The sequence below is a fragment of the Chitinophaga sp. LS1 genome (assembly GCF_034274695.1).
Lineage (GTDB): Bacteria > Bacteroidota > Bacteroidia > Chitinophagales > Chitinophagaceae > Chitinophaga.
On sequence record NZ_CP128362.1, the window covers coordinates 8140480 to 8167271 of the forward strand.

At 38.2% G+C, this 26792-nt stretch carries 23 protein-coding genes; 6 read left to right on the forward strand and 17 right to left on the reverse strand.

Going from position 1 to position 26792, the window contains the following annotated elements:
• Positions 1-10 precede the first annotated feature (10 nt).
• A complete protein-coding gene (locus QQL36_RS33355; RefSeq protein WP_321568228.1) occupies positions 11-4345 on the reverse strand; it encodes a hypothetical protein in 4335 nt (1444 codons plus the stop codon).
• A 245-nt stretch (positions 4346-4590) separates the two neighbouring features.
• On the opposite strand from QQL36_RS33355, the gene QQL36_RS33360 reads away from it, so the two are divergent.
• The 5 genes from QQL36_RS33360 to QQL36_RS33380 all read left to right on the forward strand — a co-directional run bounded on the left by QQL36_RS33360 (position 4591) and on the right by QQL36_RS33380 (position 9052).
• On the forward strand, positions 4591-5205 hold the full coding sequence (locus QQL36_RS33360) for an RNA polymerase sigma factor (protein WP_321568229.1): 615 nt from the start codon (positions 4591-4593) through the stop codon (positions 5203-5205).
• Entirely contained in the window at positions 5202-5651 is a 450-nt protein-coding gene (locus QQL36_RS33365) for a hypothetical protein (protein ID WP_321568230.1), read from the forward strand. Before QQL36_RS33360 ends, QQL36_RS33365 begins: the two co-directional genes overlap by 4 nt.
• A 63-nt stretch (positions 5652-5714) precedes the next feature.
• Positions 5715-6137, forward strand: coding sequence for a hypothetical protein (locus tag QQL36_RS33370; RefSeq protein ID WP_321568231.1), 423 nt, complete (start codon positions 5715-5717; stop codon positions 6135-6137).
• 46 nt (positions 6138-6183) lie between these two features.
• The gene (locus QQL36_RS33375; RefSeq protein ID WP_143708786.1) at positions 6184-6573 is read left to right on the forward strand and encodes a hypothetical protein; all 390 of its coding nucleotides are present in this window, start codon (positions 6184-6186) and stop codon (positions 6571-6573) included.
• A gap of 28 nt (positions 6574-6601) precedes the next feature.
• Positions 6602-9052, forward strand: coding sequence for a TonB-dependent receptor (locus QQL36_RS33380; RefSeq protein WP_321568232.1), 2451 nt, complete (start codon positions 6602-6604; stop codon positions 9050-9052).
• A gap of 709 nt (positions 9053-9761) precedes the next feature.
• Here the strand turns inward: QQL36_RS33380 and QQL36_RS33385 are convergent.
• The 8 genes from QQL36_RS33385 to QQL36_RS33420 all read right to left on the reverse strand — a co-directional run bounded on the left by QQL36_RS33385 (position 9762) and on the right by QQL36_RS33420 (position 18492).
• On the reverse strand, positions 9762-10979 hold the full coding sequence (locus QQL36_RS33385; protein WP_321568233.1) for a hypothetical protein: 1218 nt from the start codon (positions 10977-10979) through the stop codon (positions 9762-9764).
• A 263-nt stretch (positions 10980-11242) separates the two neighbouring features.
• On the reverse strand, positions 11243-11686 hold the full coding sequence (locus tag QQL36_RS33390; protein ID WP_321568234.1) for a hypothetical protein: 444 nt from the start codon (positions 11684-11686) through the stop codon (positions 11243-11245).
• Positions 11687-12164: 478 nt separating this feature from the next.
• On the reverse strand, positions 12165-14558 hold the full coding sequence (locus QQL36_RS33395) for an ABC transporter permease (protein ID WP_321568235.1): 2394 nt from the start codon (positions 14556-14558) through the stop codon (positions 12165-12167).
• A 15-nt stretch (positions 14559-14573) separates the two neighbouring features.
• A complete protein-coding gene (locus QQL36_RS33400) occupies positions 14574-15128 on the reverse strand; it encodes a hypothetical protein (RefSeq protein WP_083722164.1) in 555 nt (184 codons plus the stop codon).
• 11 nt (positions 15129-15139) lie between these two features.
• Positions 15140-16171 (reverse strand): hypothetical protein, encoded by a 1032-nt coding sequence (locus QQL36_RS33405; RefSeq protein ID WP_321568236.1) that lies wholly within the window; start codon positions 16169-16171, stop codon positions 15140-15142.
• 55 nt (positions 16172-16226) lie between these two features.
• Positions 16227-16772 (reverse strand): TlpA family protein disulfide reductase, encoded by a 546-nt coding sequence (locus QQL36_RS33410; protein ID WP_321568237.1) that lies wholly within the window; start codon positions 16770-16772, stop codon positions 16227-16229.
• Positions 16773-16823: 51 nt separating this feature from the next.
• Positions 16824-17138 carry a hypothetical protein gene (locus QQL36_RS33415; protein WP_321568238.1) on the reverse strand — a complete coding sequence of 105 codons (315 nt, stop codon included), beginning with the start codon at positions 17136-17138 and terminating at the stop codon, positions 16824-16826.
• Positions 17139-17154: 16 nt separating this feature from the next.
• Entirely contained in the window at positions 17155-18492 is a 1338-nt protein-coding gene (locus QQL36_RS33420; RefSeq protein ID WP_321568239.1) for a hypothetical protein, read from the reverse strand.
• 480 nt (positions 18493-18972) lie between these two features.
• Between QQL36_RS33420 and QQL36_RS33425 the strand changes: the two genes are divergently transcribed.
• Positions 18973-20397, forward strand: a complete 1425-nt coding sequence (locus tag QQL36_RS33425; RefSeq protein WP_321568240.1) for a hypothetical protein — start codon at positions 18973-18975, stop codon at positions 20395-20397.
• Here the strand turns inward: QQL36_RS33425 and QQL36_RS33430 are convergent.
• From QQL36_RS33430 to QQL36_RS33465, 8 genes are all read right to left on the reverse strand, one after another.
• On the reverse strand, positions 20380-20841 hold the full coding sequence (locus QQL36_RS33430) for a hypothetical protein (protein WP_321568241.1): 462 nt from the start codon (positions 20839-20841) through the stop codon (positions 20380-20382). The two genes, QQL36_RS33425 and QQL36_RS33430, sit on opposite strands and share 18 nt — an antisense overlap.
• Before the next feature lie 101 nt (positions 20842-20942).
• Positions 20943-21473, reverse strand: a complete 531-nt coding sequence (locus tag QQL36_RS33435) for a hypothetical protein (RefSeq protein ID WP_321568242.1) — start codon at positions 21471-21473, stop codon at positions 20943-20945.
• 86 nt (positions 21474-21559) lie between these two features.
• On the reverse strand, positions 21560-22051 hold the full coding sequence (locus tag QQL36_RS33440; RefSeq protein WP_321568243.1) for an RHS repeat-associated core domain-containing protein: 492 nt from the start codon (positions 22049-22051) through the stop codon (positions 21560-21562).
• Positions 22052-22124: 73 nt separating this feature from the next.
• Positions 22125-22883, reverse strand: a complete 759-nt coding sequence (gene istB / locus QQL36_RS33445; RefSeq protein ID WP_321566677.1) for an IS21-like element helper ATPase IstB — start codon at positions 22881-22883, stop codon at positions 22125-22127.
• A 60-nt stretch (positions 22884-22943) separates the two neighbouring features.
• Positions 22944-24518, reverse strand: coding sequence for an IS21 family transposase (gene istA / locus QQL36_RS33450; RefSeq protein ID WP_321566678.1), 1575 nt, complete (start codon positions 24516-24518; stop codon positions 22944-22946).
• A gap of 224 nt (positions 24519-24742) precedes the next feature.
• Positions 24743-25048 (reverse strand): hypothetical protein, encoded by a 306-nt coding sequence (locus QQL36_RS33455; RefSeq protein ID WP_321568244.1) that lies wholly within the window; start codon positions 25046-25048, stop codon positions 24743-24745.
• Positions 25049-25678: 630 nt separating this feature from the next.
• Positions 25679-25930, reverse strand: a complete 252-nt coding sequence (locus QQL36_RS33460; protein ID WP_321568245.1) for a hypothetical protein — start codon at positions 25928-25930, stop codon at positions 25679-25681.
• Positions 25931-26163: 233 nt separating this feature from the next.
• Complete coding sequence (locus QQL36_RS33465) at positions 26164-26577, reverse strand: hypothetical protein (RefSeq protein ID WP_321568246.1); 414 nt, start codon at positions 26575-26577, stop codon at positions 26164-26166.
• Between the last annotated feature and the right edge of the window lie 215 nt (positions 26578-26792).

Genomic DNA, 26792 nt, shown 5'->3' on the forward strand with positions numbered 1-26792 from the left:
TTTGAATTAGCTATTGGGCTGTTCCCGCAAAATGGTAAGGAGAATACCACAGATATTCCTTAGTCAACGGATCCACACTCAGAAACTTCCCCAATCTCGGATCATACACTCTCATCCCATAATCCTGTTCATTCCCATCTCCCTTCACCTCATTATCATTCTCCTTACCATTAAACCCATAACGATATTCATTCAAGCTATACCTCCTATCAACCTGCAACATTCCAAACGGATAATAATCCTGAGCACTATACACCACCGCCTTATTATCTCCTTCAAGATAATCTCCAAGCGTTACCAACACATTCCCCAAATGATTACTCAACTCATACCTCTTCCTATCAGCCTGATCCCATATTGAACCCGAACTATCTGTAGCCACCAACATCCCTGGTTCCCAAATTCCTAACCGACTACTTCCATACAAATCCTGCTCCTGCCAATAAACCTGATCACCTCCACCCTTTGTACCATACACAGACAAAGTATTCCCCTGAGCATCCCTCACATACCACGTCTTATTAATAACCCCATTATGCGTATATCCTTTATACACTCTATTTCCTCCCGCATCATACCTATATTCCAAAGAACTTGTATCACCTAAAGTAATACTTTTTATCTTTCCATAAACCGTCCATTCAACCTTCGTAATCCCCGCCTGTACTTCCTTCACCAGATTACCTATACTATCATACGAATAATTATTACTTCCCTGATTCTTAAGATCTTCCGTATATTCTGAACTAGTCACCGCATCATTTACCTGCAACAACTTATTATTCAACAAATAACCATTCGCATCTTTACTATAACCATATGTCAGGTTATCCATTCCCACTCCTTTCCCATTCGCGCCACTACCATTCCTGAAATAAGTAAGAATATTCCCGTTTGCATCATAAGTGACATCTTCCCTATAAGCATCTCCTGCTGTACTGCTACTCCATGAAGGTGTACTAGAAGACAAACTATGCTGACGCATGGATTTTAACCTGTTTAACTGGTCATAACGGTAAGAATATCCCACTGTATTGTTGAACTGGCTCAATGCCATCGTACTACGGCTAATATTACCATTATACAGGTTTCTCCCTATTTCTAAAGTACTACCATCTGTCCAGCCTAATGCCAAAGCACCAGCTATCGGCTTATAATCTCCTTTATAGTAATCCAAGGAATATCCATAAAGATCTGGTGCTACTACCGACCGAGCCTTATTGGCTACACCATCTCCTCCCATATCTGCCGCAGGAGATAAAAACTGACTATTCACCTGCTTCAACCATCCCTGCAAGGTATAAGCATAGTCTACTCCCTGCACCAGCTGATCATGCCCCAATTCCATACGTGCCAACGGGCCATGGTAATAATAACGATACCCCGCATCTGTTCTTGGATTCTCAATATCCCAACCATCTGAAGAGACAGTATTGACCCCTGTTGCAGATTTGATTACCCTATTATCCGCATCATAATCATACGCATACCAGAATTGATCGTTCCTATCATCCTGGTAATTATACCTCACCTTATTCACCTTTCCACTTACCAGGTCATACTTATACTCTATCTGCTTCATCTCCAGCCCCAACATCTGCTGCCACAATGTTTTCACATTTCCTATCTGGTCATAACTGTAATAAGTGACCTGCTGCACGGTGTCAGTAACCGCATCCTTATAACTCACGGCTGATACCCGCTTACGCAGATTTTCCTGTGTATACGCAAATCCACTATATGCAGAATCATAATAAGTACGTGTAATTTGTGTATTCGTACCCCCTGCCTGGAAAGAAGCCACACTCGTACTATCCAGGAATCTATCCGTTCCCGGGCTACTTCCACCTGTTTTCTCTCCAACTTCCAATATCCTGCTTTGCGCATCATAGAGCGTATAACTATACTTCCCATTTGCAGCCTGCTGCGCATTCTGCGATACCACTACTCTTCCTAATTTATCATACCAGAACTTACTCAATCCTCCATCCGGTGAATGCTGCCCACTTACACCATTCAACCCTTGATAAGCATAGGATGTCAACAATGTATGCCCCGGATACATCGGTGTATATTGGGTCTCCGCTGTACTACCGGCTCCTGTAGTAGTAGTAGAACCTGCTGCTGGCACATTAAACCGCCCCCTGTAAAGTAAAGACGTATTCAACGCCGCATAATAATCTGATGCCAATGACATACATGCCTCTGTTGCATTTGCAGCTATTTCATCTGCCGATAAGAGACGACTGTAATACCTGATCTGTTTTACATAAGTTAAGTTCTCAGGATAAGCTCCTACAGCAAGCGTCCATCCACAACCGCCTTTAGCAGTATCAGATGTAACTGCCGGACAAAGCTTACCATTGATATACACCGCGAGGTTATCCGCGTTTAAGGATGCACCCTGCACCACCACGTGCGTCCAGGGTCTCAGTGGCAAAACAGCAGCCATATTTGCAACTGTATGCTTTGACAATGTCAGTATCACACTATCTGCTGTACCCTTCATTGTATACAGGTCCATATGCATATTCTGTCCATTCAGACAGATATTTACTAAATACTGCTGCCCGCTGCTGGAAGCCAGGAACTGCCCACCACTGGCCGTAGAATCATACATCCACAGCTCAAGTGCACGACCACCTGTGGAAGAGAATGCACTCGTTAATGCTAATAATGCAGAGTCCTTACTTGTATTAAAACCTGCACCATCAAATGTACAATTGGTACCGGCGTGATTTCTTGCGCTGTCTACCTGCGCCTGCAGACTAGCTGCCATAAGATGTACCCCTTCCGGTGGTACTGTTCTTACCAGATTGCCTGCCTGATCGTAATAATATAAAGTGAAATGATACAACTGCTCATTCGTCGTCATTTGCAAAGCTGGCTGGGCTGCACCGCAATATGCGATGTATTCCTTCCTGAACAAGCGTTTTACTTCCTCTATATATTGATTATACAACACAGTGCCTGCCGTCACAGCTGCATCTATCATCAGCTTTGAACAACTATAGGGTTCTACAGTCACTGTAGCATATACGGGAGTATTGCACAACATTTTGGTGGAGCCTGCCGCCAGTGAGTCAAGGTAATCCTTGTAATCCCCATATGAAAGTGTAAAACCCCACAACTGATTCAAATAGGTGGCAACTACCGTCTCATAATTCACACTCGTACTATCCAGCCAGCTACCTATTTCTGTTTGCATCGCACTCCATCCTGTATTGAACTGCGTAGCCGTTATGGCACCTGTAGAGGCAGGGTCCATGAATACCGGCAAAGTCAGCTCGCTCGCCAGTAAATAGCGACAGTTATTACAGCTATTTTGTAAAATGGTCAATTCTGATGATGACAGCGTCATCGCATCACCATATTTATTTACCAGGTATTGGTATAAACCAATTGTTGAACCGGAGGCGTGATATTCACTTGCTAACACCGATAATTTACTACAAATATCTATACTTGATTTTTCAATTGTAGTCGATGCCGCCTGCATATGCACATCATATGGATAAGGTGACTCCAACAGCCATGGATTGCAGATCATGTTTAAAGCAGACAAGCTCAGCATACCTTTTATAGCATCTTTAAATGAGGTGTATCCTTCGGCGGTTGACTTTCCTGAAGGAGTAGTACTTGCTCCGGACTGATGGTCTGCATCGCCCCCTAATTCACAGATCTCTATCAATTTTGCACGCAACGACGTACGGATGGACGTATAATCTGAACGACCGTATAAACAAGAGTCTAATTCTGTCATCCATTTATCTGCCTGCGCCTCACAATTTGCCGTAATATTAGCAGCCAGCGCACTCGCTACTGATGCTGCAAGGGTTGCTGTATCCGTTGTGATACCAGCCGTACTGTAGGATATGTTGGTGATCCTGGATATTTTATATTGATAGGCGGTATCACAAGTACTGGTAGTTGGTGTGGTGGTCGTTTCAGGATAGGTACATCCCATCACTACCAGTGAGTCTGCTGTAATAGTACAGGTGCCTATGCCTTCCAGCGAGAAGGTTGTATCTCTGGTGAAGCTGCTAAATGTAAGACTGTTCCAACTTTCCCCAACACTACAATCAAATACAGATACAACACGTACCTTAATAGTATTTCCAGCAGGAATGTCCCGACCCAGGTAAACCACCTTCACATCCCAATCGGACCCATTATTTCCTCCTCTTGTATATGTCAATCTAAAATTGCTCTTTACAGCATCCACACTACATGAAAAATCTACTGTTGAATTATTACAGGATAACCCACCCGGCTTTATAGCACTCACCACAATCTCCTCCCCTACGCAAATATTAGCCACCGTCTGACCAGCTGCAAATACCACACTACTAACCTGTGTATAAGCTGAATCTTCTGATGGGTAATATAATGAAAGCGTTATGAATGTGGTTGTTAGGAGGGGAATATGGCTATTATGCCTGCATCAAAATAAAGCCATCAAATCTTTGGATCAATAATCAGGCACTTTGCCAAAAAACTGAAGCCATATAGCTGCGATACATAAAATTTTATTGTATCTTTTTTGCAAATAACTGCAACAAAATCTAAGTTAACCGGTCTTATTCGACAATGAGCTATTCCGCGGAACATAATTTCACTGACCAATTCCTTGTCGAACAGGTGCTTAAGGGCGACCAGCAAGCATTTACACGGATTATCCGGCAAACTGAAAAACTGGTAGCCCAGATAGTATTTAAAATGATTCCCTCCCCTGCCGACCGGAAGGATATAGTACAGGATGTCTATCTGAAAGTCTATTCCAATCTTCCCGGGTTCCGTTTAAACGCCAAGCTTTCCACCTGGATAGGGCAGATAACATATAACACCTGCCTGCATTATATCGAGAAAAAGAAATTGGTGTATTTGCCCTCTTACTTTGAAGAGGATGATGCAGAAGATCACCATGACCGTATCAGTTATAAACAGGGAAACATCGCGCAGAATGAGGTGGAAAAGGAATTACAGGCCAAAGATCTCACCGCTATTCTCAGCTCAGCTATCAAAATTCTTCAACCACCTATTTACCAGACGCTGATCATATTGTACCACCAGGAAGAAATGAGTTACGGTGAAATCGCTGAGATCACGTCGCTCCCGGAAGGCACCGTAAAAAATTATCTGTTCAGGGCCAGAAAGTCGCTTAAACAACAATTGCTGACGGCCTATAAAAAAGAAGAAATATGAAGCAGGTACATCTTTCAGAGAATGAAGTACAGCAATTGGCTATGAAATTGCAACAGGCTGATCCACTGCAGGCACAGCACCTTCGGGAATGTGCTGCATGTAAGACGGCAATAGCCAGTTACCAGGCAATATTCACTTCACTAAAAGTAATGGAAAGCCCCGCATTCGATTTTGACGTGGAGCAATTGGTAATGCCCCAACTACCTCAGCCGCAAAAGGCTGTTTCCAACAGTCAATGGTCTATCATACCTACCATTGGAATAGCTGTGGCCGTTTTTTGTATTCCTATCTTTATAATGAGCAGGTTCCTTTCTAATCTTGCAAAGGGCATTCCCGAGTACACCTTATATATTATTATAGTGACAGCCCTGGTTATTGCGGGCTTCCTGGGCAGGGAAATGGTGACCTCTTACAGGGAAAAAATTCGCCTGTTAAATTTTTATTGAAAAAGATGCAACATTCATTTGTTTGACCGGTCATATACGGTATAAACAATAAAACAGAAAAAAATGAAAAAGATCATCACTACTATAATGCTTGTTGCACCTGTATCAGTATTTGCACAATCACCGCTTTTTCCCGCGAACAGCGAAATCACCACTGAACTGCTCAGGAGTACAGTGGCCACCATAGTCCTTTTTATAGCATCTTCCTTTATTCTTTCATTGCTCAGAATATTGCTGAATAATCAGCTAAAGAAAAAGATGCTGCAAAAAGGAGTTTCAGAAGAGGTTATTGCCAATATGCTTCCACGTAAAAGTGAGCAGATTGCAGCAATTAAATGGTTTGCCATTCTTACTGCCATTGCTGTAGGATTAACAATTATCACATTTTTCCCTCCGATCGGCATTCACTCTGTAATTATAATGGCTGTAAGTGTAGCATTGGGCTTTTTAGGTTATTACTTCTGGGTGAAAAAGATTGAAAAATAAAGCATGGCTGGTTACCATCATATTCCTCACATTAATGCTTACATGTATGAAAACGGCATATATTCTATTTTCGGTTAGCGTGGTATTAGTTATCATTTCAATAAGTTTGTTCCTTAGTAATAATACGACCAGTCATAAAACGGCAGTTTCTTACGCTGAGACACCTACTGCTTATGTGTTTCGCGCATCCTACAATGCCAGTCAGGCTGAGTTGGTAGAAAAGTACATAGATAGCTGTTTTTCCCCGGTTGTAATTTTCGGCACCACTCATAAAGTAAAGAAAGAAGTGGTAACTGCTGACAATACCCGCTTTGATATCAAAGCATCCCAGGGAAACTTTTATGTAAAAGCAGATAAAAAATTAAATAGTCAGGCCGCTTTGGATAAGCTCATTAATACCTGCATGGGCTTGAAAAGTGTGATTAAACCCATATAACCATTACATAATCCATAAACATTCTTAGATGAAACCCTTGATAACCCTCATGGCTGTAAGTGTCATGCTCCTCTCTCTGTCCACAAAAGCCCAGCTGCCTGTCAGCAAGATCATTGGAAAGATCGTACAGGCTGACCAGCAGCCTGTCAACGCAGCCACCATATCATTATTGGTAGCAGGCAATACACAACCAGTCAAATTTGAGGTATCTGCTACTGACGGATCTTTTTCATTTGAAGATATCCGGCCCGGCATCTACAGGATAGTAGCAACGGCAGTAGGACTCGTCAAATATGAAAGTGCTCCTTTTACAATCGACTCATCCAACAACCAGACTACATTGCCGGTCTTTATAGTGAGTAAAGCAGATATTGAGCTGAAAGAAGTAGCCGTAACAGCCAAGAAGAGTTTTATTGAACAAAAAATAGACAGAACCGTCGTAAATGTGGATGCCATGATTTCCAATGCCGGTACTACCGCGCTGGAAGTACTGGAAAAAGCACCAGGCGTGCGCGTAGATCCTAACGGTACAATCAGCCTGAAAGGACAACAGGGGGTTACCATTTTTATTGATGACAAACCCTCCTATCTTTCAGGTGCTGATCTGCAGAATTATTTACGCTCACTTCCTTCCTCCACACTGGCACAGGTGGAAATCATGACCAATCCACCTGCCAAATATGATGCAGCAGGTAATGGAGGTATTATCAATATTAAAACTGTAAAAAAGAAGATCCAGGGTTTTAATATGGGTATTAACTTAAGCCCAAGATTTTCAAAATACACCAGCGTGAATAATAGTCTTGACTTTAACTACCGCCACAATAAATTCAACTTCTTTGGCAACTTTGCATACGGTACACGAAATAACTATAACGATATCAGCATCACCAGGAAATATAAAAATGAGGATGGCAGTCTGAAAGATATCTTTACACAGGACTCCTACATCCGCCGGAAAGGATATGGTGTAAAGGCAACTGTTGGTGCAGATTTCTATGCTTCTGAGAACACCACCCTGGGCATCACCCTTGACAATATGCTACGTTATCCAAAGAATACCAATACAAGCACCGGGCAAATATATGATAGCAAGATGATACTGGATTCTTCAATCGTTTCGATCAACAATGAAGATGGTAAATTCAAAAGCCATGGTGTCAATTTCAATATCAAACATGATTTCTATAAGAATGGTCCATCTATTCTTGCCAATTTCGACTACCTGACATACGATATCAACAACGACCAGGTATTCTCTAACAAAAGCTATTCTCCGGAAGGAGTATTCAAATCGGAAGACAAACTGGATGGTAATTTGCCAACTGATATTAAAATTTATTCTGGAAAGGTAGATTATAGCCAGACGTTCAAAGGTGACTGGAAATTTGAAGCAGGTGCGAAGAGCAGCTATACCAATACCTCCAACATCGCTAATTATTTCAATACTATTGGAGGCATCACTTCACCGGATTATGAAAAAACAAACAATTTTAGTTATAAGGAAAATATCAATGCAGGCTATGTAAACTTGAATAAGGATTTCAACAGGTTGAGTGTACAGTTGGGATTACGTCTCGAAACAACTTCTTCTAAAGGACATCAGCTTGGGAACGTAGAGAAACCTGATTCGGCCTTTGACCGTAATTATACGAACATCTTCCCTACGGTATTCCTGATGTATAGCCTGGATTCATTAAGCGATCATCAGCTTAAATTTAACTTTGGCCGAAGGATTGACAGGCCTTATTACCAGGACCTCAATCCCTTTATATCTCCTTTGGATAAGTTTTCCTACTACACAGGAAATCCTTATCTGCAACCATCCCTTTCGACAAAGGTAGAATTGGGCTATATCTTCAAAAACAAACTGACTGCCACAGCAAGTTATACAAACACGAAAGACCAGGTGTTTGAAACGATTGAGATCATTGACAATATCTACTATAGCAGACCTGGAAATATTGGAAAAACAAAACTCTATACACTTGACCTGGGTGCAGGTCTGGACCCTACCCCCTGGTTTACTTTCCAAATCAATGCACAGTTAAACTATTTTCATTCTAAAGGTAATTTCTATACAGGCTTACTGGATACCAAAAGTACTTACTTGTATACGCAGGGGATGGCACAGTTTAAATTGAAGAAGAATTGGATTATTCAGCTAGATGGTTATTATCAGACCAAAATGACAAACGTACAATTTGAGCTGGCAGCCAGGGGCAGATTGAATGCAGCTGTAGCGAAAGTATTATCGCCAAAGGCAACGCTCAAATTCAGTGTGTCGGATATCCTGTTTACCAATATCAGCAAAGGTACAATCACCAACCTTCAGCTGACAGATGCATACTTTAAAACGCTTTCTGATTCAAGAGCAGCTATCCTTACGTTAAGCCTTCGTTTGGGAAAGGCGGTAAAGGGTCAACGTAAACATAATAGCACAGGAGCTGATACTGAATCAAACAGGGTAAAGAACTAATCATTATTTTTTTCATCATGGAAATACAAAAGGGTAGCTTCCATTCCTGGAGATTACCCTGTTTTTATTTCAACAGATCACTATTATCGCAGTCAAAAAGTAATACAACAGATTTAACTCATTTGGCAATCGTCTATTAATTAAAAAATCTTTTGGGGGAGAGCAAATAATCTTTGTTCTTCACACAGCCTTTAATTACATGGATGTTGCTTAAAAAATGTCGAAAAAGTCAAAATTATTTGCATTCAGCTCCACATTGCTTTCATTTTCTCCATTTACAATTCTTATCAAAATCAATAATGGGATCAAATGTTAGATAGAGAACTCCTCCCGTGCACATTAGGCGAAAAATTACTTTAACAGTAATTTTTCGCTCTTTTTTATTGTGGGAATTATTGGGGTTCAGGTGGTTATGAAGTGGTGAATCTTAAATAAGTGTTCGATAACGTAAATGGGTAAATGATTGTGATTGTTATCTGATTTGAAAATTATCATTGAAAAATATTTATCCGGCACCATATCGATAGTGCTATCCTGGCAATATCCCCTATACCCCAATAACAAAATCAATGTTAGGACAAATAATAATGATTTCATAATCGCAAACAATTAATAAATAAAAAATGCAACACCCCAAATGCAGGATAAAAAACAATGAACACATTTCAAGTCATAGAAGATATATGCATTGAATGAAAATCAATCCCCATCATCTTTTAGCTTCTAGTAACGACATAATTTTATCAACACGCTTTCTCAATTCTTCATTCTCTTCTTTTAACCTCTCATTACTTTTATGTTCTTCAATAAGGTATAAAGTAATCTCTTCCACTTTCTGCAACAATAATCTATTCATTTCGCCGAGATCAACCCCATGGGCTAATACATCCGATTCTGCAGGAATGCCAGGCAGGTGTTGATTTTCACTAATATATTTCTCTATACTACTAAGTGAAGGTAGATTGTAAGATGGCTTGAAAACAAAGTCAGCCCAACTAGTTTGCGTAACTTGTAGCTTTCTTGCACCAATGGTTCCTTCAACGGCTAACTTATAATTTCCTGCTGTGGTGGTACCGATACAAAGATTTCCATTTACATCCAAACGCATCTTTTCTGTACCATCATTTGAACAAAAAGCTAAAAATTGACCGGTAGAGTTATTATGTCTCATAAAAAGAACTTTAGCACCCTCTACGCCAGCAATACTAGAAACGACGCCGAATGCAGGCGAATTTAAAGCAGTTGAATATGATCGAATACCTATATAAGTTCCCTTACCCGTATTATTTCCACCGGATAATCTAGCCAAAACGGAAGTCAGCGAATCACCTGAAGTTCCAGCCACATCTAAGGAGGCTCTTGGAAGTAGGGTTCCAATCCCAAATTTGCCACTTTCCGTAGATGTTACACTATCTGGCAAATAAACATTACCTACAAACGAATTCTTATAAGGAACAATGACAGGATTTGTAGCTGAAGCAATTAATGTACTATCTACAACCGACCAACCACCAAAATTTGCAGCAGTCTCACCAGGGAACCCCTTTGCAAAAACTCTAACATGAAACCTTATCCAATAAGCTTTGGAATCGATAAAAATCGAAATTTTCCCATTTTCGTTAGCCAGGGTTATGGGGGGATTAAATGAACCTGAAGAGGTTACGGCATAATGAGTAAAATCACCAGCAGTATTAATATACCAGCATAATGTAAGATTAATCGGGTTGGTATATTGGTAGTCATATCCTTCTATCATAAGTGTAGGCATACTTATATTTATACCATAAGGTATATTGGTCTTTATTTTGATTCCATAAACGGGAGTGCCGTTAATTTTATATGAACACACAACATCATCGATTTCTTGCGAATAGCAGGAAAAACATAGAAAAAGAATAAAGGATAAAATAAGAGATAGTGATTTCATACACGATATTTTAAGTATTAATAAGAGTTTTTTAATTGGGTTATAAAGTATCCGTAACCTATTATAATAATACTAACATAGAGATACTGACTTGCTCATAAAAAGGATCGTTCTAATTTCATACTCAGAGACCCTGTACCTGTTGATGACCAATGACTGCACGAGCCAGCGGACTATGCTTGTAGTATTCGTACTTATCTGTGCACCATCCCAATTCTGAAGCTTATCGTACAGGAGGTTTTTGAAGTCCCGGTTGGTGTACTTCATATTGATACCTGTGATATTGCGAAACAGGGTTGAATTTCCTCTGGCGGTTGTGAAACCGACGCGTACGGGGTATTGATCCCTGATGGTGAGGTTGAGATAAATCTGTATTGTATGCTGGTAAATATCTTTTTGCTGATATATGGGATAACAACGCCGGATTGGTAGTAATAGTCATACATGACATTCCCATGCACCTTCAGGAAAGGCTTACGGAGTAATAGTGGCCGGGTTATGGTGTCATAGTTATTTGCATGTAAGGGTACAAGGTTAATATTGCCAGCTGTGTCGGAAGCTAAGATATAGGACACTTCGCCGGAAGATTGTTTAATACCACGGGGGAATGCAACTATGGGTCCTTTACCCAGGGCGCCGGGCAGCGAGGTACTACGTTGTAATTGCGCATAGGTTACCAGGCTCCCTGCCGTGAGGAAGAATAACATAATGTATATGTGATTTCAACTTGCTATTTAAGCAGTAGTGATTGGGAATAAACATGTATAGGTATGCTTACACCGGTAATGGGTCCCAAGATTTTTAATGAGTAAAAATTATGACATAGTTTTTGTATTTGGATTAAAAAACGGGTATAGGCAATTCACAGACAGAAAAGGTTAAAATAGTTAGATGTGAGCAAAATTAGAGAATAAAAAGAGATTTCAAAATTTATTGTGAGTATTATATTAACGATTGGAGGAATAATGAAAAAGCATAAGGCCAGTTCCAAAGAACAAGCCTTCATAGATTTGCAAACAGTAATTTATTTTAACTTAAATAATCAGATTCAATAATCTTTTAATCTAACACTTTTTTACCCTTTATACTTTTTGTTTTTACCAGCCTTAGATCTCAATATTAGAGAGATTGGTAAATAATAAATTGTGTACCTAAACAAAAGTAAAGACCTGTTTAAACAGGTCCCTAATTACTTTTCAAATATTTAACCGGACTTGCCCCTGCAATACTGCCAATCTGAATAGCCAGCGTGATACCTGTAGTAATTAAAGACAGTACTGTCGTGACAATAAAAGCTCCAAATGGCATATGTATTCTGTAAGCAAAATTATCTAACCAATTATTTGCCCAGAAAAACACAACAGGATACGCCAATAAATTGGCAATGAGCACTAGCCACAGATACTTTCTGCTAATCATGGTAAGTATTGTTGCAGAAGATGCACCTAATGTTTTCCTGATGCTGAATTCCTTTAGTCGTTGCCTGATCATGAAAGTAGTCAAAGCAAACAATCCGATCAGGGCAAGCATCAGTGAAACTGTAGAAAAAATGTAATAAATATTCTTCAATCGCTCATGTTCTGCATTCAGCTGGTTATATTCATCTTCCAGAAAATCATACCTGAGTGGGTATCCAGGATAATAACGTTCCCATATTCCTTTAACTCCCCCTATCACCATCATTTTTGCACGATCATCTATTTTAATAAGCAGATTGCTTGTACCTGATGAACCGATATGAGTATTAATCATGTAAGCAGATGGACCTACTTTTTGTTCAAATCCATGATACTTAAAGTCGTTAATGACACCTACCACAGTAAGCGGAAACCGCTCTCTTCCTCCGTAAATAGTTTTCCCCAGCATATTCTTCCCCAAAAGATCTGCTGCCGCTTTATTTAATACAACTGCATTTTCTGAGTCAAGTCCGTATTCCTTTGAGAATAATCGTCCCTGCTGTACCTGAACATTCAGTGCATGAAGTGTCTGATAACCAACAGAAATAAGAAACATCTTTTTTATTTGACCTTCATAAGACGTCTCAAATAAAAAATCATCTTCCTGATTGCTCTTTTGAGAACTAACACCTACATATTTAACACCTGGCAGTTGTTCTATTTCACTTATCATACGAGGATTGACCGGAGATTCAATATGCAACAACCCCATTGGACTAAAGCCCAGATCGCTTTTTTGCATATACCTGATCTGCAGCGTCATTACGATCAGAGAAACAATAAAGACGACGGTGATAGAAAACTGAAGTACGATAAGCGTATTGCCAACAAACTGTCGCCTATTCATTGATCCATTTTCATCCCTGAAAGCACCCAGAGGGCTAAAATTCGTAAGAAACAGACATGGATAAACAGCGGACAACATACACGTCATGATGAAAATACCGAGAAGCTGTAATACAAAAACAGGTAGATTAATATTTTGCTTCAGCGAAATCGATATCTGAAAAATGTCATTGATAAAAGGCAATAGCAATACGGAGAGTAAACAACTTAAAAGCAAAGCTGTAAGACATTTAACGGCAACCTCTCCTAATATTTCTAACATCAGATGAATTCTGGATGCGCCTAATATCTTTTTGACACTTATGCTTTTTATACGGTAAAATGACGCGGCAACGGAAAGGTTCGTAAAATTCGTAATAGCCAGCAATAATAATAAAACAGAGAGTCCTATTAGTGGGGCTGCAATATTCATGATCCCTTTACCCTGCAAGGGATGGATATGTATATCTTCTAATGATTGTAACCTAAACCCATCCGGCAATATTTTGTTATGTACAGTCAGGTTATGGTTCCGTCGTGAATCGTATAATATGCCCATTTCCCGGGCATATATACCATATGCAAGTGTTTGCAACCGCTCTGTGTTTGCACCGGGATTTAGCCGCATAAAGATCCTGCAGGGCATCGTTTCTCCCAGATCTGTAGGGGGAATATCCAAATTCCCACTACTGGAATGATATATAGCAGTAAAGTGAAGCAGCGATGGTAACGCTGGCAATTCAATTACCCCCTCTATCTGATATGATATTGATTTGTCCTGGTTCCATCGCTTTAAACTGACAGATCTACCCACTACTTCTTTTGTACCAAACCATTTCTTTGCAAGCGATTCTGAAATTACTATTGTGTTAGGATTTTTTAAAGCCGTCTTTCGGTTACCGGCAATAAACTTATAAGGGAATACATCAAAAAAGGAGCTATCGCAATCAAGCATATCCTTTTCAAGAAATGAATTGTTTTCCGTAGTTATCCCAATCTGTCCTCTTCCCCCTGCAAGGCTAATCATGGTAAGGGCCTTTACATCAGGCATGCCGGATTTGAGGGCAAATCCCATTCTTGAATCACAGTAGTAAGTCCATTCTTCCTTATCATAAGCCTCATCCAATACACCTGCACCATATATGTGTTTTAATTCCGGAGACCAGCGATCATAATTCAGTTCATAGTTCAGGTATAAAGTGATCACAATCAGACTGGTCAGACCTAGAGCCAATCCAATAATACTTATAAAGAATGTAGTATTATAGGTTTTCCTGTTTAAAAGAATACTCACCATAAGTGTGGAATAATATTATAACGCAGCTAAATATTCTTCAAAAAGATTCATTCTACCGGATTTAGGCATAAAGACATCATGCAATTGATTATCTTTTCCCAGCACAAAATAATACGCACTTTCACCCGCTTTCTTATCGATATCTATCTTATTTTTTCCGACAATAAAGATAGGGTATCTAACCGAAAATTCCTGCTTAACCGCATTTACTGATTGAAAATCTGCAAATACCGCTACGTTATACTTTAACTCATGGGCTTTCATTTCTAATACTTTCAGACTCTGCGCAATACAAGTGTTACAGTCAGCTGAATGTATTCTTAAAATGAGAAGTGGTTTTGTTAAGTGAAGATTCCCGATAACACTATCAGCAACAGTAAATTTATTGTACCCTATAATCAGGTTATCATTTAAATAGGATGCTTTTGCTGTAACTTCTGCGATCTGACTTTCTTTCGCTGCAAGCACAAAATTTAATTGTCTGATCTGTTCAGAAGAGTTTTTAAGCCGCATTACAAAAAAAACATCCAGTGCGGACAATATTACGATAACAACAATTCCTAGCTTCATATATCATTGTATTATTGGTTAATTTCAGCAGGTAAATCATAACGCACAACTACTGGTTTGCTTTCATTCCTGTATTTAATCGTATATAACTTGTTTTGCTTTTCATCTACAGCAAAAAAACCCAGATACGACTGATCCAGATAATAAATTTTTTTCAGCTGCCCATCCCATGAAAATATATGTAACTCCATATTTGAATTTTCCTGAAAATAATTAGCATACTCCTTATTCAGGCATAACGCGTATAAATAATTATTACCTCCGTAAGTAGTTATATAATAAGTTTTAGTATCTGCATAAGGCATCATCGCATTTCCAGGCTTAATAACCGGTATCGGTCTTGTTGCCGCATTTTCAAATATAGATGTCTGGATCTTATTACTGTCTGGTATAACAAAGTCTACTCTCTTAAACAATGTCATTGCAGAGGCCATAATACCTTTCTTCATATTAAACGCATTCTGCGCATAGTAGTAATACGCTTCCGCGCTGGCAGGGATATCGACACTATCTACTTTACTGAAATTCTTAATCCAGCTTGTTTTTCTCTTTTTTATATCATAAACAAAAAACCGCCCTTTATAACGTGAGCTGATGCTACTACCATAAATCAGACTATCACGCCATCCCAATAAAGATGCATATCCTGAAATTAAATAAGGTGGAAGCCTTACTGTCCACTCCGGTCTTACAATAGTATCCTCCAGCACTTTTCTAAAATTGAATTTAAGGTATAGGTTTTTTCTATAGTCAGTTAGGTAAAAATAGGTCTCATTATCCTTTACATAATACTGATTGTCATACCTTGGGTTCATAAACTGGTAGCTACTATCGCCCCTCGTACCATATTTGCCCAAAAATTTAAGATCCCTGAGTGCATAAAAATTAAGATATGCATTGCTATGTGGAGTCACTACTACTAAAACAGTATCAATGATACCAATGGAAGAAATTTCTGCACTATCGATCCCGACAACAGGGTACCCTTTTAAGGTATCTATTTTTGCTGTCTCTTCTTTTATAACGATTCTGTCATATTTCATTTTATCACTTTTACAAGCCAGCTGAAACAGAAATATACTTAAGCCTAATAAGAGTTTATTCCGACATGACTTTATCATGGATGATTGTATTATAAAATGAATAAATTGTTTCGTTACTAACCGGATCTCCTATCATGACGACTTTATCATTTTCATCCAATAAAAAAGTTCCCTGAACATATCTGTCAAGATGGCGATTTAATAAGTAATAACCACTCGTATCCAGATATATGTAAAATGCGGGTTTTGTACTATCTATGAATTCCCGGAAATACGTATCCGGCTTCCCCTGGGCTACAAAAATGATTTCTTTGACATCCATTTTTTCTTCTGACAGAAACTTGTTCCATTCATCCATTTTCCGGATGCAGGTTCCACAACTGGTATTGATGAATGAAACAATTTTATACGCTCCCTTATGTCCAGCTACGCCATTGGGCGTATAATACAAGGAGAGCGAATCCCGGGTATTTATCCTATGCCCAACTACATCACTGTAGTCATTCAGATAGGACATCAGTGCTTTCTTCTTTTCAATATCATTATTACAGGCACATACCTGTAATAGTAAGACGCATATAATAAATAAGTTTTTCCACATCTCCTGTTTTTTTATAATGAGCCATCCTTAAATAAGGATGGCTCATGTTCATTACTTTTTACAAGTAGATTGATCTGAATAGGTACCGGCGGTTGTCTCAGTGCATCCATTACATTTTGTAATGGTAGTGGACCCTTCGCTATAAGTACTATAGCAATAGATCTTCCCGCCGCTTGTGTCTCCGCTTGTATCTGTTGAGGTAACAGTACCAGAGGTACCTGTAGAAGTAACCGCCAGAATGCCTAAAACGTTTCCGTTTTTGCTTAAAGCGATGTCATAATTCGCGAATGCATACTGGATGTTAAAACCAACTGCAAATACAAAAGTTGCAATACCAATTGCTTTTACTAATTTCTGTTTTGTCATTGTTTGACTTTTAAGGTTAATAATCGGATTTATTTAAAAAGTGAGCTTTCTCTGTATCCAGTAAGTGCCGCAGTTCAGTTTTCAGCGTGTCTGAATCATGCCATACGAATGTGCGTTGATAAGCATAGATACCTAGTCCGGAAAAATACACGATGATCATTGCGGCGTATAACTTTCTTAGTTTTTTCTTTCCTGAAATTAGTTGGTCAAACAACCAGGCAAGTGAGAAAAAGATGCCTGCGGCGGCTAAATAGGCATAACGGTCTGCGACTAATTCAAATCTTTTCAGGGAAAATAAATTCAGCACAATACCGATGTGTATGAGGAAAAACACAAAACCAGCAAGCAGTATCCGCAGCTGTTTATAATAACGATACAGACAATATCCCATTATGAGTATTATAAATGGATATATCCAGAATCTCAGCGGTAATGGTTCTCCAGGGTTATTGGGGAAGACGTATAAATAGGATAATTTAAACGGCAGCAGGCACTTGGTCAGGTATTCGATCAGCGTATAGGATGCCAGTATTATCCTTTGATAAAAGGGGTAAATTTTTTGACCTTCCATATTCGCTGTCCTACCCTGTGATATTATTGAAAGAATACCAAAAAATATGGATAGCAGAAAGAATGGAATTTTCTCAAGCCAGACACTCCATTTATGCACATTCCGTTGTAAGAAATAGTCAAACAGGATGAGACATACAGGCAAGGTAACAGCCTGTTCCTTTGCACCAAAGGAGATAATAAAAAACAGGATGACCAGAAAATAATACCGATATTTCTCTGTAGTGATGTACGTGATGTAAAAATGCAGGGCTATCAAATAGAATAAAGTATAAACAATAATCTTTGATGCCGCCATCCAGGCCACTGCCTGTACGAGGAACGGATGAATGGCAAATAATAACGCCGTTATAAATGGAATGCGCCAGGCACCGGCCTGCTCCTTATTTCCGGTCAGTAGGATTCTGAGTACAAGAAAGTAGAGTAATAGCACGTTGGAGATGTGTACCAACAAACTGGCAGCATGAAACCAAAATGGATCATATCCAAAAAAGGTATACAACAAAATATAAAAAAACTCATTGACAGGTGCATACTGTCCATGGTAAAATTCAGTCAATACATTCCACAGATTATAATGATTCAATCCCTCTTCAGTATAGGAGTTAATGACGACCCACTGGTCGTCCCATTTATACTGAAAATCATTATCAAAAACCTGCTGGTAGGTGATAAGACAACATGCAATCAAAGAGACAATAACAATTAGATTTATCGTCTTTATTTGGATACGGTCGCCTGAAAATACCTGTGGAATAAATTGACTTTTGACTGAATTATTCATTCGATTCAAAAGTGAAAACATAAACAGTAAATGAAATATTAGGTATGTTTTAATGGTAATTAAGCACAGCACCTCTTCTTACGTGTAGCATTGTCTTTCCTCAATGCATACGCACTTCCTGGTCCATTTTTCCTGAACCGGATATGGGTTAAATATGTCGAAACTAATCTGTTATAGAAGCTAACTTAAGGATCTCACTAAGTGAGATTAATTAACAAACCTGATAGCACGACTCATAGGCACAACTGAAGTAAAAGTAAACTTCTAACTTTGGAAAGGATTGGGTTTAAACTGTTATATAATAATAACTTATAGGTTAAACACAGAAATTGATTGATCTAATGGTATACTTTCCTCGCTGGATCAAATATAAATTACATTTTTGGTAATATCAATATTTTAATAATTTTTATTCTATTTTAACATTACCCGGCTTTTGATCAGCTGATTAATTAATTTAACCTGCCAATTATTTCCTCTATGAAAGACATCTCTTATAAATTAATCACCTTCATTGCCATCTTTGTATATGCTATTGCAACAGTTTTTTCGGAAGGGTATTATCATCCTGATGAGCATTTTCAAATTATAGAATTTGCTGCTTATAAATTGGGCAATATTGAGGATTTTCAGTTACCCTGGGAGTTTAACGAGGCCATCCGTTCTTCATTTATGCCATGGATAGCCTTTTGGGTAATGAAAATTGTAGCTAACCCATATACAGTAATGCTTATCTTAAGATTGTTGACCGCTGCGTTTGCTATATTCGCTATCGATCGTTTTTTTAGGGCCACTGCTAAACTATTACCCGTTCATGTAGTGCCGGTTTATCAGTTATTATCTTACCTCTTATGGTTCCTGCCATTTATTAATGTAAGGTTTAGTGCAGAGACATGGAGTGGGCTGTTATTTTTGTGGGCTGTAAGTTATGTATATGAAGACAAACGCACTGCTGCTATTGTAGGTATTTTGTGTGGGTTTGCTTTTCTTGCACGTTTTCAGACTGGAATTATGTTTGCGGGATTATTTTCGTGGTTGTTTTTTATCGGGAAATGGCCGGTGAAAAAATTATTGATCACTGGTATTGCATTTGTAAGTATACTATTGGCAGGTGTTTGGCTGGATTATCTCTTCTATGATACCTTTACGATTACTGCCATCAATTATTTTAACGTAAATATAGTTCGGGATGTAGCATCACAATTTGGGACCATGAGCTGGTATGCATTTTTAGCTGAAACTATCATTGCATGTATATGGCCTATAGGCATCCTTATTTATATTGCAGTGATAATTGTTGGCTACAGGAAACCAGCTTCATTATTACTATGGTGTATTATTCCCTTATCACTCGTGCATTTTGTTATCATGCATAAGGAAGTACGGTTCTTATTTCCAATAACTAACTTCTTACCCTTCCTCATAGTGACTGCATTTTATTCTCTGCAGCGAATAATAATTAGCCGTATATTGTTTTGGGGTTTATCAGTTATCAATGTCATTGCTTTGATAACGGTTATATTTTACAAGCCGTCGGAAGGAAGAATTGCTATGACGAGATATATTCATACGCATATGGCTCGTTCTGCTAAGGTGTATTTTTTAGAGGGAGATAATCCTTTTCAACCGTATAGTTTTTTGACACAGTCTTTTTATGATATCCCGGAATTACGGTTTACATCATTAGCTTCTTATTCAAAGTTGGAAGATGAGGAGTTTGATAGGGCTGATGGTTTGATTATTCGACATAGGGTAATAAAAGATACTGGGGTGATAAGGCAGATAGAAAGGTTACATTTAAAGGTTGTGAAAGTAGGGAATTATAATTGGATAAGTTCAATTAAAGAGGTATATCTTGGGAAACTATTTAACGATGATGATTATGCATTATTGATGAGAGAGTAAAATTTTAATATTCTCTCTTTCATTTTTTTGTAAGTTCAAATGATAATGGAATGAAAAGGACTTCATACCATATATCACTGGACTTCCTCCCCATATATCAGGATCAGGTTGCGTTATAATTCCAATATCATCATATTTCGATACCGGAATACTTAGCTTAATTAAGCCACTTTTAAATGCTTGTTCCGTTTGCTCTGCGATTAATTCTGGAACTGTAGTTATGCTTGAATCTCCTAAAAATCCCGAATATAGTAATGGATTATTATTAAAGCCACTATATTCACTAATCCCAATTTGCGGCTTAGGATCCAGATTCCATCTTCTTCTAATCCTGGTATCAAATTCCCAAAATTGAGCTGTATTATGCTTTCCCTCTCCGGTTAATTCATCACTTCTCTCCTGCCCATTGAACCCATACCTATAACCTCCTAATGAATATATCAAAGTATAAAGATCGCTTCCGAGATGGCACCCAGAGGAGACCACTTTGATATAATCTTCTAAAATGACACCTCTGAAATTTTAAACATGTTCTAATACTCAAGTCATGTCAACATTGCATAAAAATCGAAAAAAGAATCCCCCCCAGCAATATATGTGCATTTCTCTACAACAGCTTTCCTTTTATTTTCATCATTATAGACATCATCATCCAAATAACATTCCCAAAAAAATTTATTACAAACTAATAATGCCTGTAAAAATGCGGAGCTTTCACGAGCACAATCACATAAAGTGTGAGTAGGTTCGTCATACTCCAGAACCTGAACAGTACCAGTATGCTTATTAATTACTAACAAATCAACTTCTACCCTCCCTATATAATAATAATCTTCATCTTCAGTAATCGTCTTATTAAAAACGATCATTCCTATCTCAACTTTTGATAAATCGTACAAATTTAATAATTCAATTATAATGTCCACTTCTTCTGAAGTTTCTTTAAATTGAACATCCAAATCCAGTAAAGGCTTTATATTTCTTTTTATCTCTTCATCTGATATATTATTCTCAACTAAAATATCAACCGAAGGGATTTGGGATTTTAGTTCTTCCAAAAATTCATTTGCTGTCATTTATTTAACTTTTTATAACATCAATGGTTCAGTAATAAATTAAGCGGCCATTGATCCAATATTGAGGCACTTTGAGTATAGTTATTTTATTGCAATTGAGCTCCAGTCCTAAGTTTCAGCATACTTCCCATCGTTAAAAAAGCTTTTTTATTAGCTTCATAAATCCGTTGGTTTGCGTGTTCCGGATCTGTTTTACGCACATTGGCCTCCCATTCCCGATTACTAGATACTGCTCTACCAATAGTAAATGGATCTACCTCTAACCCATCAACGTCCAGACACAAAATAGGACTATTACTTGCAAATTGATAAGGTGTATACCACGGATAATCATTTGTTAATGGATCCACACTCAAAAACCTCCCCACCCTCGGATCATACACCCTCATCCCATAATCCTGCTCATTCCCCTCTCCTTTCACCTCATTATCATTCTCCTTCCCATTAAAACCATAACGATACTTACTGCTATCAAAACTCCTACCCAGTATTTGTGAACCAAAAGGATAGTAATCTGTAATCGGCAGATAACAATGCAGAGTTTTCGGCAGATATAAATACAGAGTTTTCGGCAACAATGGTACATTATTTTCGGCAGCAATGATACCTAAAAAACGGCAGCAATACTGCAGAGTGAGGTAAATGTATTATTTATTTGTTTGTAAGCTCAAAAATTGTTTTCCTATTTTCCAGTCTGAAGCTTTTTCCTGTTAGATTTATTACTTCACACTGGAATAATAATCTGTCCAGTAAGGCGGTTGCCAGTACCTCATCATTGAGCATAGTAGCCCATTCTGCGGGGTTCTTATTGGTAGTGATGATAAAGGCTGTTTTTTCATAGGTACTGTTGAAAAAATTAAAAAATGAGACAGCATGATTTTTTTCAATAGGAAACGACATCAGGTCATCTATAACGATTAAATGGGCTTTGGATAATCTCTTATATTCAATCTTAGCGGAAGCAGAAAAATCTTTCATTTTGAACATGTTGATAAGTCCCTCCATATCCCTGAAGTAGGCTTTGTATCCCTTTTGCACCGCATCTGCACAAAGACCTGCGGCCAGCATGGATTTACCCGTTCCAGAGGGCCCCGTAAGAAGAATATTATAAACCTGATCAAGCCAGTTAAGCTCTCTAAGCTGATTTAAGCGAGCCTTAGACAATCCGCTATCATTCTTGCACTGGAACAGGTTTAAGTCGCTGGATCGGGGTAATTGTGCTGTTTTAAGACGTTTTTGAGTATCATTATAATCGCGGTGTACCGCTTCGGTTTTTAACAGGTTAACGGTGTATTCCAGATAACCAATACCAGCTGCTTCCGCAGCTGATACCAGTTGATCGATTTGGTTATAAATCCCGCCCAACCTAAACTGGTGGCAATACTGTTTAATTGTTTGTTTCTTTTCCATGATTGATTTTTATTTTGTGTATACATAAAATATGCTTGCGTAAGTCGTCCGGACAGAGATTCAAGATTGTTTGCTAAAAAGATCTATGTAATCTTCGATTGAACTTTTAGCAGGTTCTGCTAAAGCTACAGGGGGTAATTCTCCATTTAATGGATTCATCTGGATAGACTGATAATTAAGGATGGATGTTGCTCTTCTTACTTTCAACTGCTGTTCTACGATAGATTTGAAGTCGTTGGCACTTTGAATATTATTGTTCAAACAATATGTCAATGCTTCGCCAACACTCACTTTGTCCGAAATATCAATAGTGTCCCTGAACAACAGCACCTGGTCTCTTATATAACGTGGTTTCACTTCTCGTATGGTCTCTAAAAATTGTCTACCCCGATTTGCATCGTCTTCCAAAAAACCGCAGACTTCATTAATCAACTTGTCAATCTTAACGGTTTTATCTCTTCTGTGGTCAGTATTTAGTACTTTCTGTCCTTTGCCAACAGCGATCATATGTTTGCATAATATATCCCCCTGTAAGTTGGATATAATCAGGTAAATATGCATATCAACACCCACTACTACGGCAGTTCCTTTTCCTTTAAAAGTACCCAGTGGTAACGAATAAAAATTACTTTTATAAGAGATGGTGTTATCCTTACGGACCATGTAAATTTCAGGACTGGTAGTTTGTATAAACTCTGGTAAAGCGCTCAGGTATGGTTGTTCTTTCAGCCATTCTTCATTAGGAAGTAACTTTGTTGTTCCATGAGGCATATTGTTTCCTGTGCGGTTTAGCCACTGTAAAGCCTCTTCATTTAAATTTTCTATATCGATAAAGCATCTGTTATACAGAAAATTTCTTTTAACGTATTTGACAACGCTTTCAATTTTCCCCTTACTTTCCGGGTCGGATTTTCGACAGAAATGTAGCTCAAAAGGTCTTTCTCTGGTATATGCCCGGAATGCATCTGTAAGAAGGATATCTCCTATGTTTTCATCTGCTATGAAGACCTTATCCTGATCGTAGACTAGTTGTTCCGGGATGCCCTTAAAGAAGGAAAATGCCTGTTCATGGCCCATAATAGCCAATTCAGTCGTGAAAGGCCTACCAATAAACCAGATATATTTATAACGGGATCGGGATAGTTGAATGGCGATAAAATATATCTTTACCCTTTTACCAGTTCCATTGCGGAGATTATATTCTCCAAAGTCAGCCTGGGCCTGCTTCCCATAAGGAGACTCTTCCAACATTTCATATTCTCTAAGCGGTTTGATATAAGGCAGATTATATTTGCGACGTACCCACATTACAAAATCAAACATGGTCCTAATGGCTGTCTTAGGAAACTCAGGGAAGTTCTCTTTGAGCCAGTCATGCATTTGAGCGGATGATGTATCCTGGTATTTCTCCAGCTTTTCCCTAACAAAAGATTCGTAAACAGACAATCCTCTTTGACGTTGTGCTCTTTTCTCTATAAACAGGTTGTATTCTTCCAGGGTCATGGACAGATAAGACTTTACCGTCCGCCAGTTAATACCAATAGTACTGCTAATTTTGGCTATTGAAAAGCCTTGTTCGTGTAGTTCTTTAATACTCTGATACATCATAATTTTCTTTAAATAAGCATTCATCATGACAGGAAACTTAAGTTCCCTGCTAATGTGGCATTCTTCTCCGGGAAGGATGAGAAAACCTCTGCATTATTGCTGCCGAAAATTATGTATCGTTGTTGCCGTTTCTTCGGCAGCATTGCTGCCGAAAACTCTGCAGGCTTATTCGCCGAAAATTGTGTAGTTGTAATTGCCGATTACATAATCCTGAGAAGAAATAATATCCGCCTCAGAATTACTTCTGAAACTTATTCCAATAAATAAATTCTCTTGAGTTTGCTTATGCCTTCAATGATTTGATTTTTAACAATATCAATGTCCACACCATTCATTTCTTTGAAATAATGCGATTTTGCATCAAAATATTCATCGACCATATTTATGAATATGTCATTGGCCAATTCATTATCAATAAATGATTCAATTTCAAGCTCTATATCTTTATCTATAAATGATTCAGGAGAATTAACAAAAAAGCCATAATTCTTATCGTCCTCATTTAAGGCTCTTGTCAGTGCCGGTAAATATATACTATAAAAAAATCTTATATCCATTTTTTTTAAATTTTACCATATTCTAATACTATCTTTATCCAATTCCCATGGCCTATGAAAGCGTAAATTATTTCCTTTACCAACATGATAGTGAGGCACGGGAATTTTATTCCTTTTAATAAAGTTTGAAATTGTTAAAGTTCTGCTAGGCTTTGAAGGATATGACAATGGATGTACGTCAAATCTAGGTTTTGCTCCATAACCAGGACGTGAAGAAATAGAAAATCCATTAATTCCACCTCCTTCTCCACGAAGCCAATTAAAATTCAGTCCATTAGGATTTGCCCAAAACTTAAACCTTCTTAAATATTTAGGGCCTGCTGAATAAGTTCCCGATCAATTATATTTCATTTTAACACCACATGACTATTTATCATTCATAATGTCTTATATATCGGGGTATAAATTGTGCATCGGGTCTATTCAATTCACTATTATGGTCAAATAACTTTCCTTTCCGATGAATCTATCAAAATAACTAAACGGTTCCTTTTCCCTAAAAAAAGAAAAAAGGAACCGTTTAATAGTTTTGTTGACTTTCTGGTCAACCCTTCAGCTATTTGGGCTCCCTAATCTTCTTCAAGGCTTTATCTAATAATTTATAATCATCTGGAGAAATTTTTCCATCAACTACCTTGTCTGTCCATTTTCCGTAAACTTCTTTACAAATTGAAAACCTTCTGGCGTCAAATCAGACGCCATTATTTGGGTATCATCAGTAACCTCCTGATTAGCTACAAGAATTGGATTAATTAACAATCCATTTGCAAACATGTAATCAATAATACTTCGGAAATACTTATAAATTATGGTACTATCAAACTCATAATTTCCAGGCTTCTGAGTGTGCCAACTAGCTTTATCAATTGGAAAATCTTTCATTATTTACGTCTACTAAATTGTGTTACAATATCTTGAACCGGATATAATATACCTTTTTTACCAGGTGCTTTAATACCGCTACACTCAGCAGTCCGTCCTTCTCAGCTCTCATTGATGGTCTGCGCCGTACTCACTCCATCTCATACCGAAAAGAATTATTATACTGTTTGTAGAACATCGGTATCATAAATGGGATTCGTGATCGCAATACCTAATTTACGATTTATTAACTATCAAATATTTAGTAACTGTTTATCATACCAAACATCCTCATATTGTTTATCATCAAATAAAAATCGCCAACCAGGAGGTAGGCCCAAATAATGCAATGCTTGAGGGCATAATTCAACTAAATGACTGATATGCATAGGTTTAAAAAAGTCATTCGCCTCAGAATAATTCACTCCGGCCCCAATATACCAATTTGCAGATCTGCCTGATTCAACAGGATGTCTTAAACCATTGACAGGCATGGAATTCCCTCCCTTAAACGTTTCAATAGCAACTCCAATTAATTTTCCAAGAGGAGAAGCCAAATATGCAGTACCGTATCGATTACATACCATCTTTTGCTTAACTATAATTTCTTCCTCTAATTTACGGAGCTTGCTGTCCATTTTGTATATTTTGTTGATTTCTAATTTCATTATTTACTGTCCTTGTAATTGATCGCAATGTTACACCTTGAGCACTAGAACAAGTGTGGCATTGGGACTGAACTGCATCTAGTGATAGCATGTGCCCTCTATCAATTGAGCCCGTGGTCATATATTCTATAGAAATTGGTTGAATATGATCTGCCACAAATGGTCCCTGGGTGGTTCAACAAGTAACACAACTTGCACCTGGTTGATTTACAGAC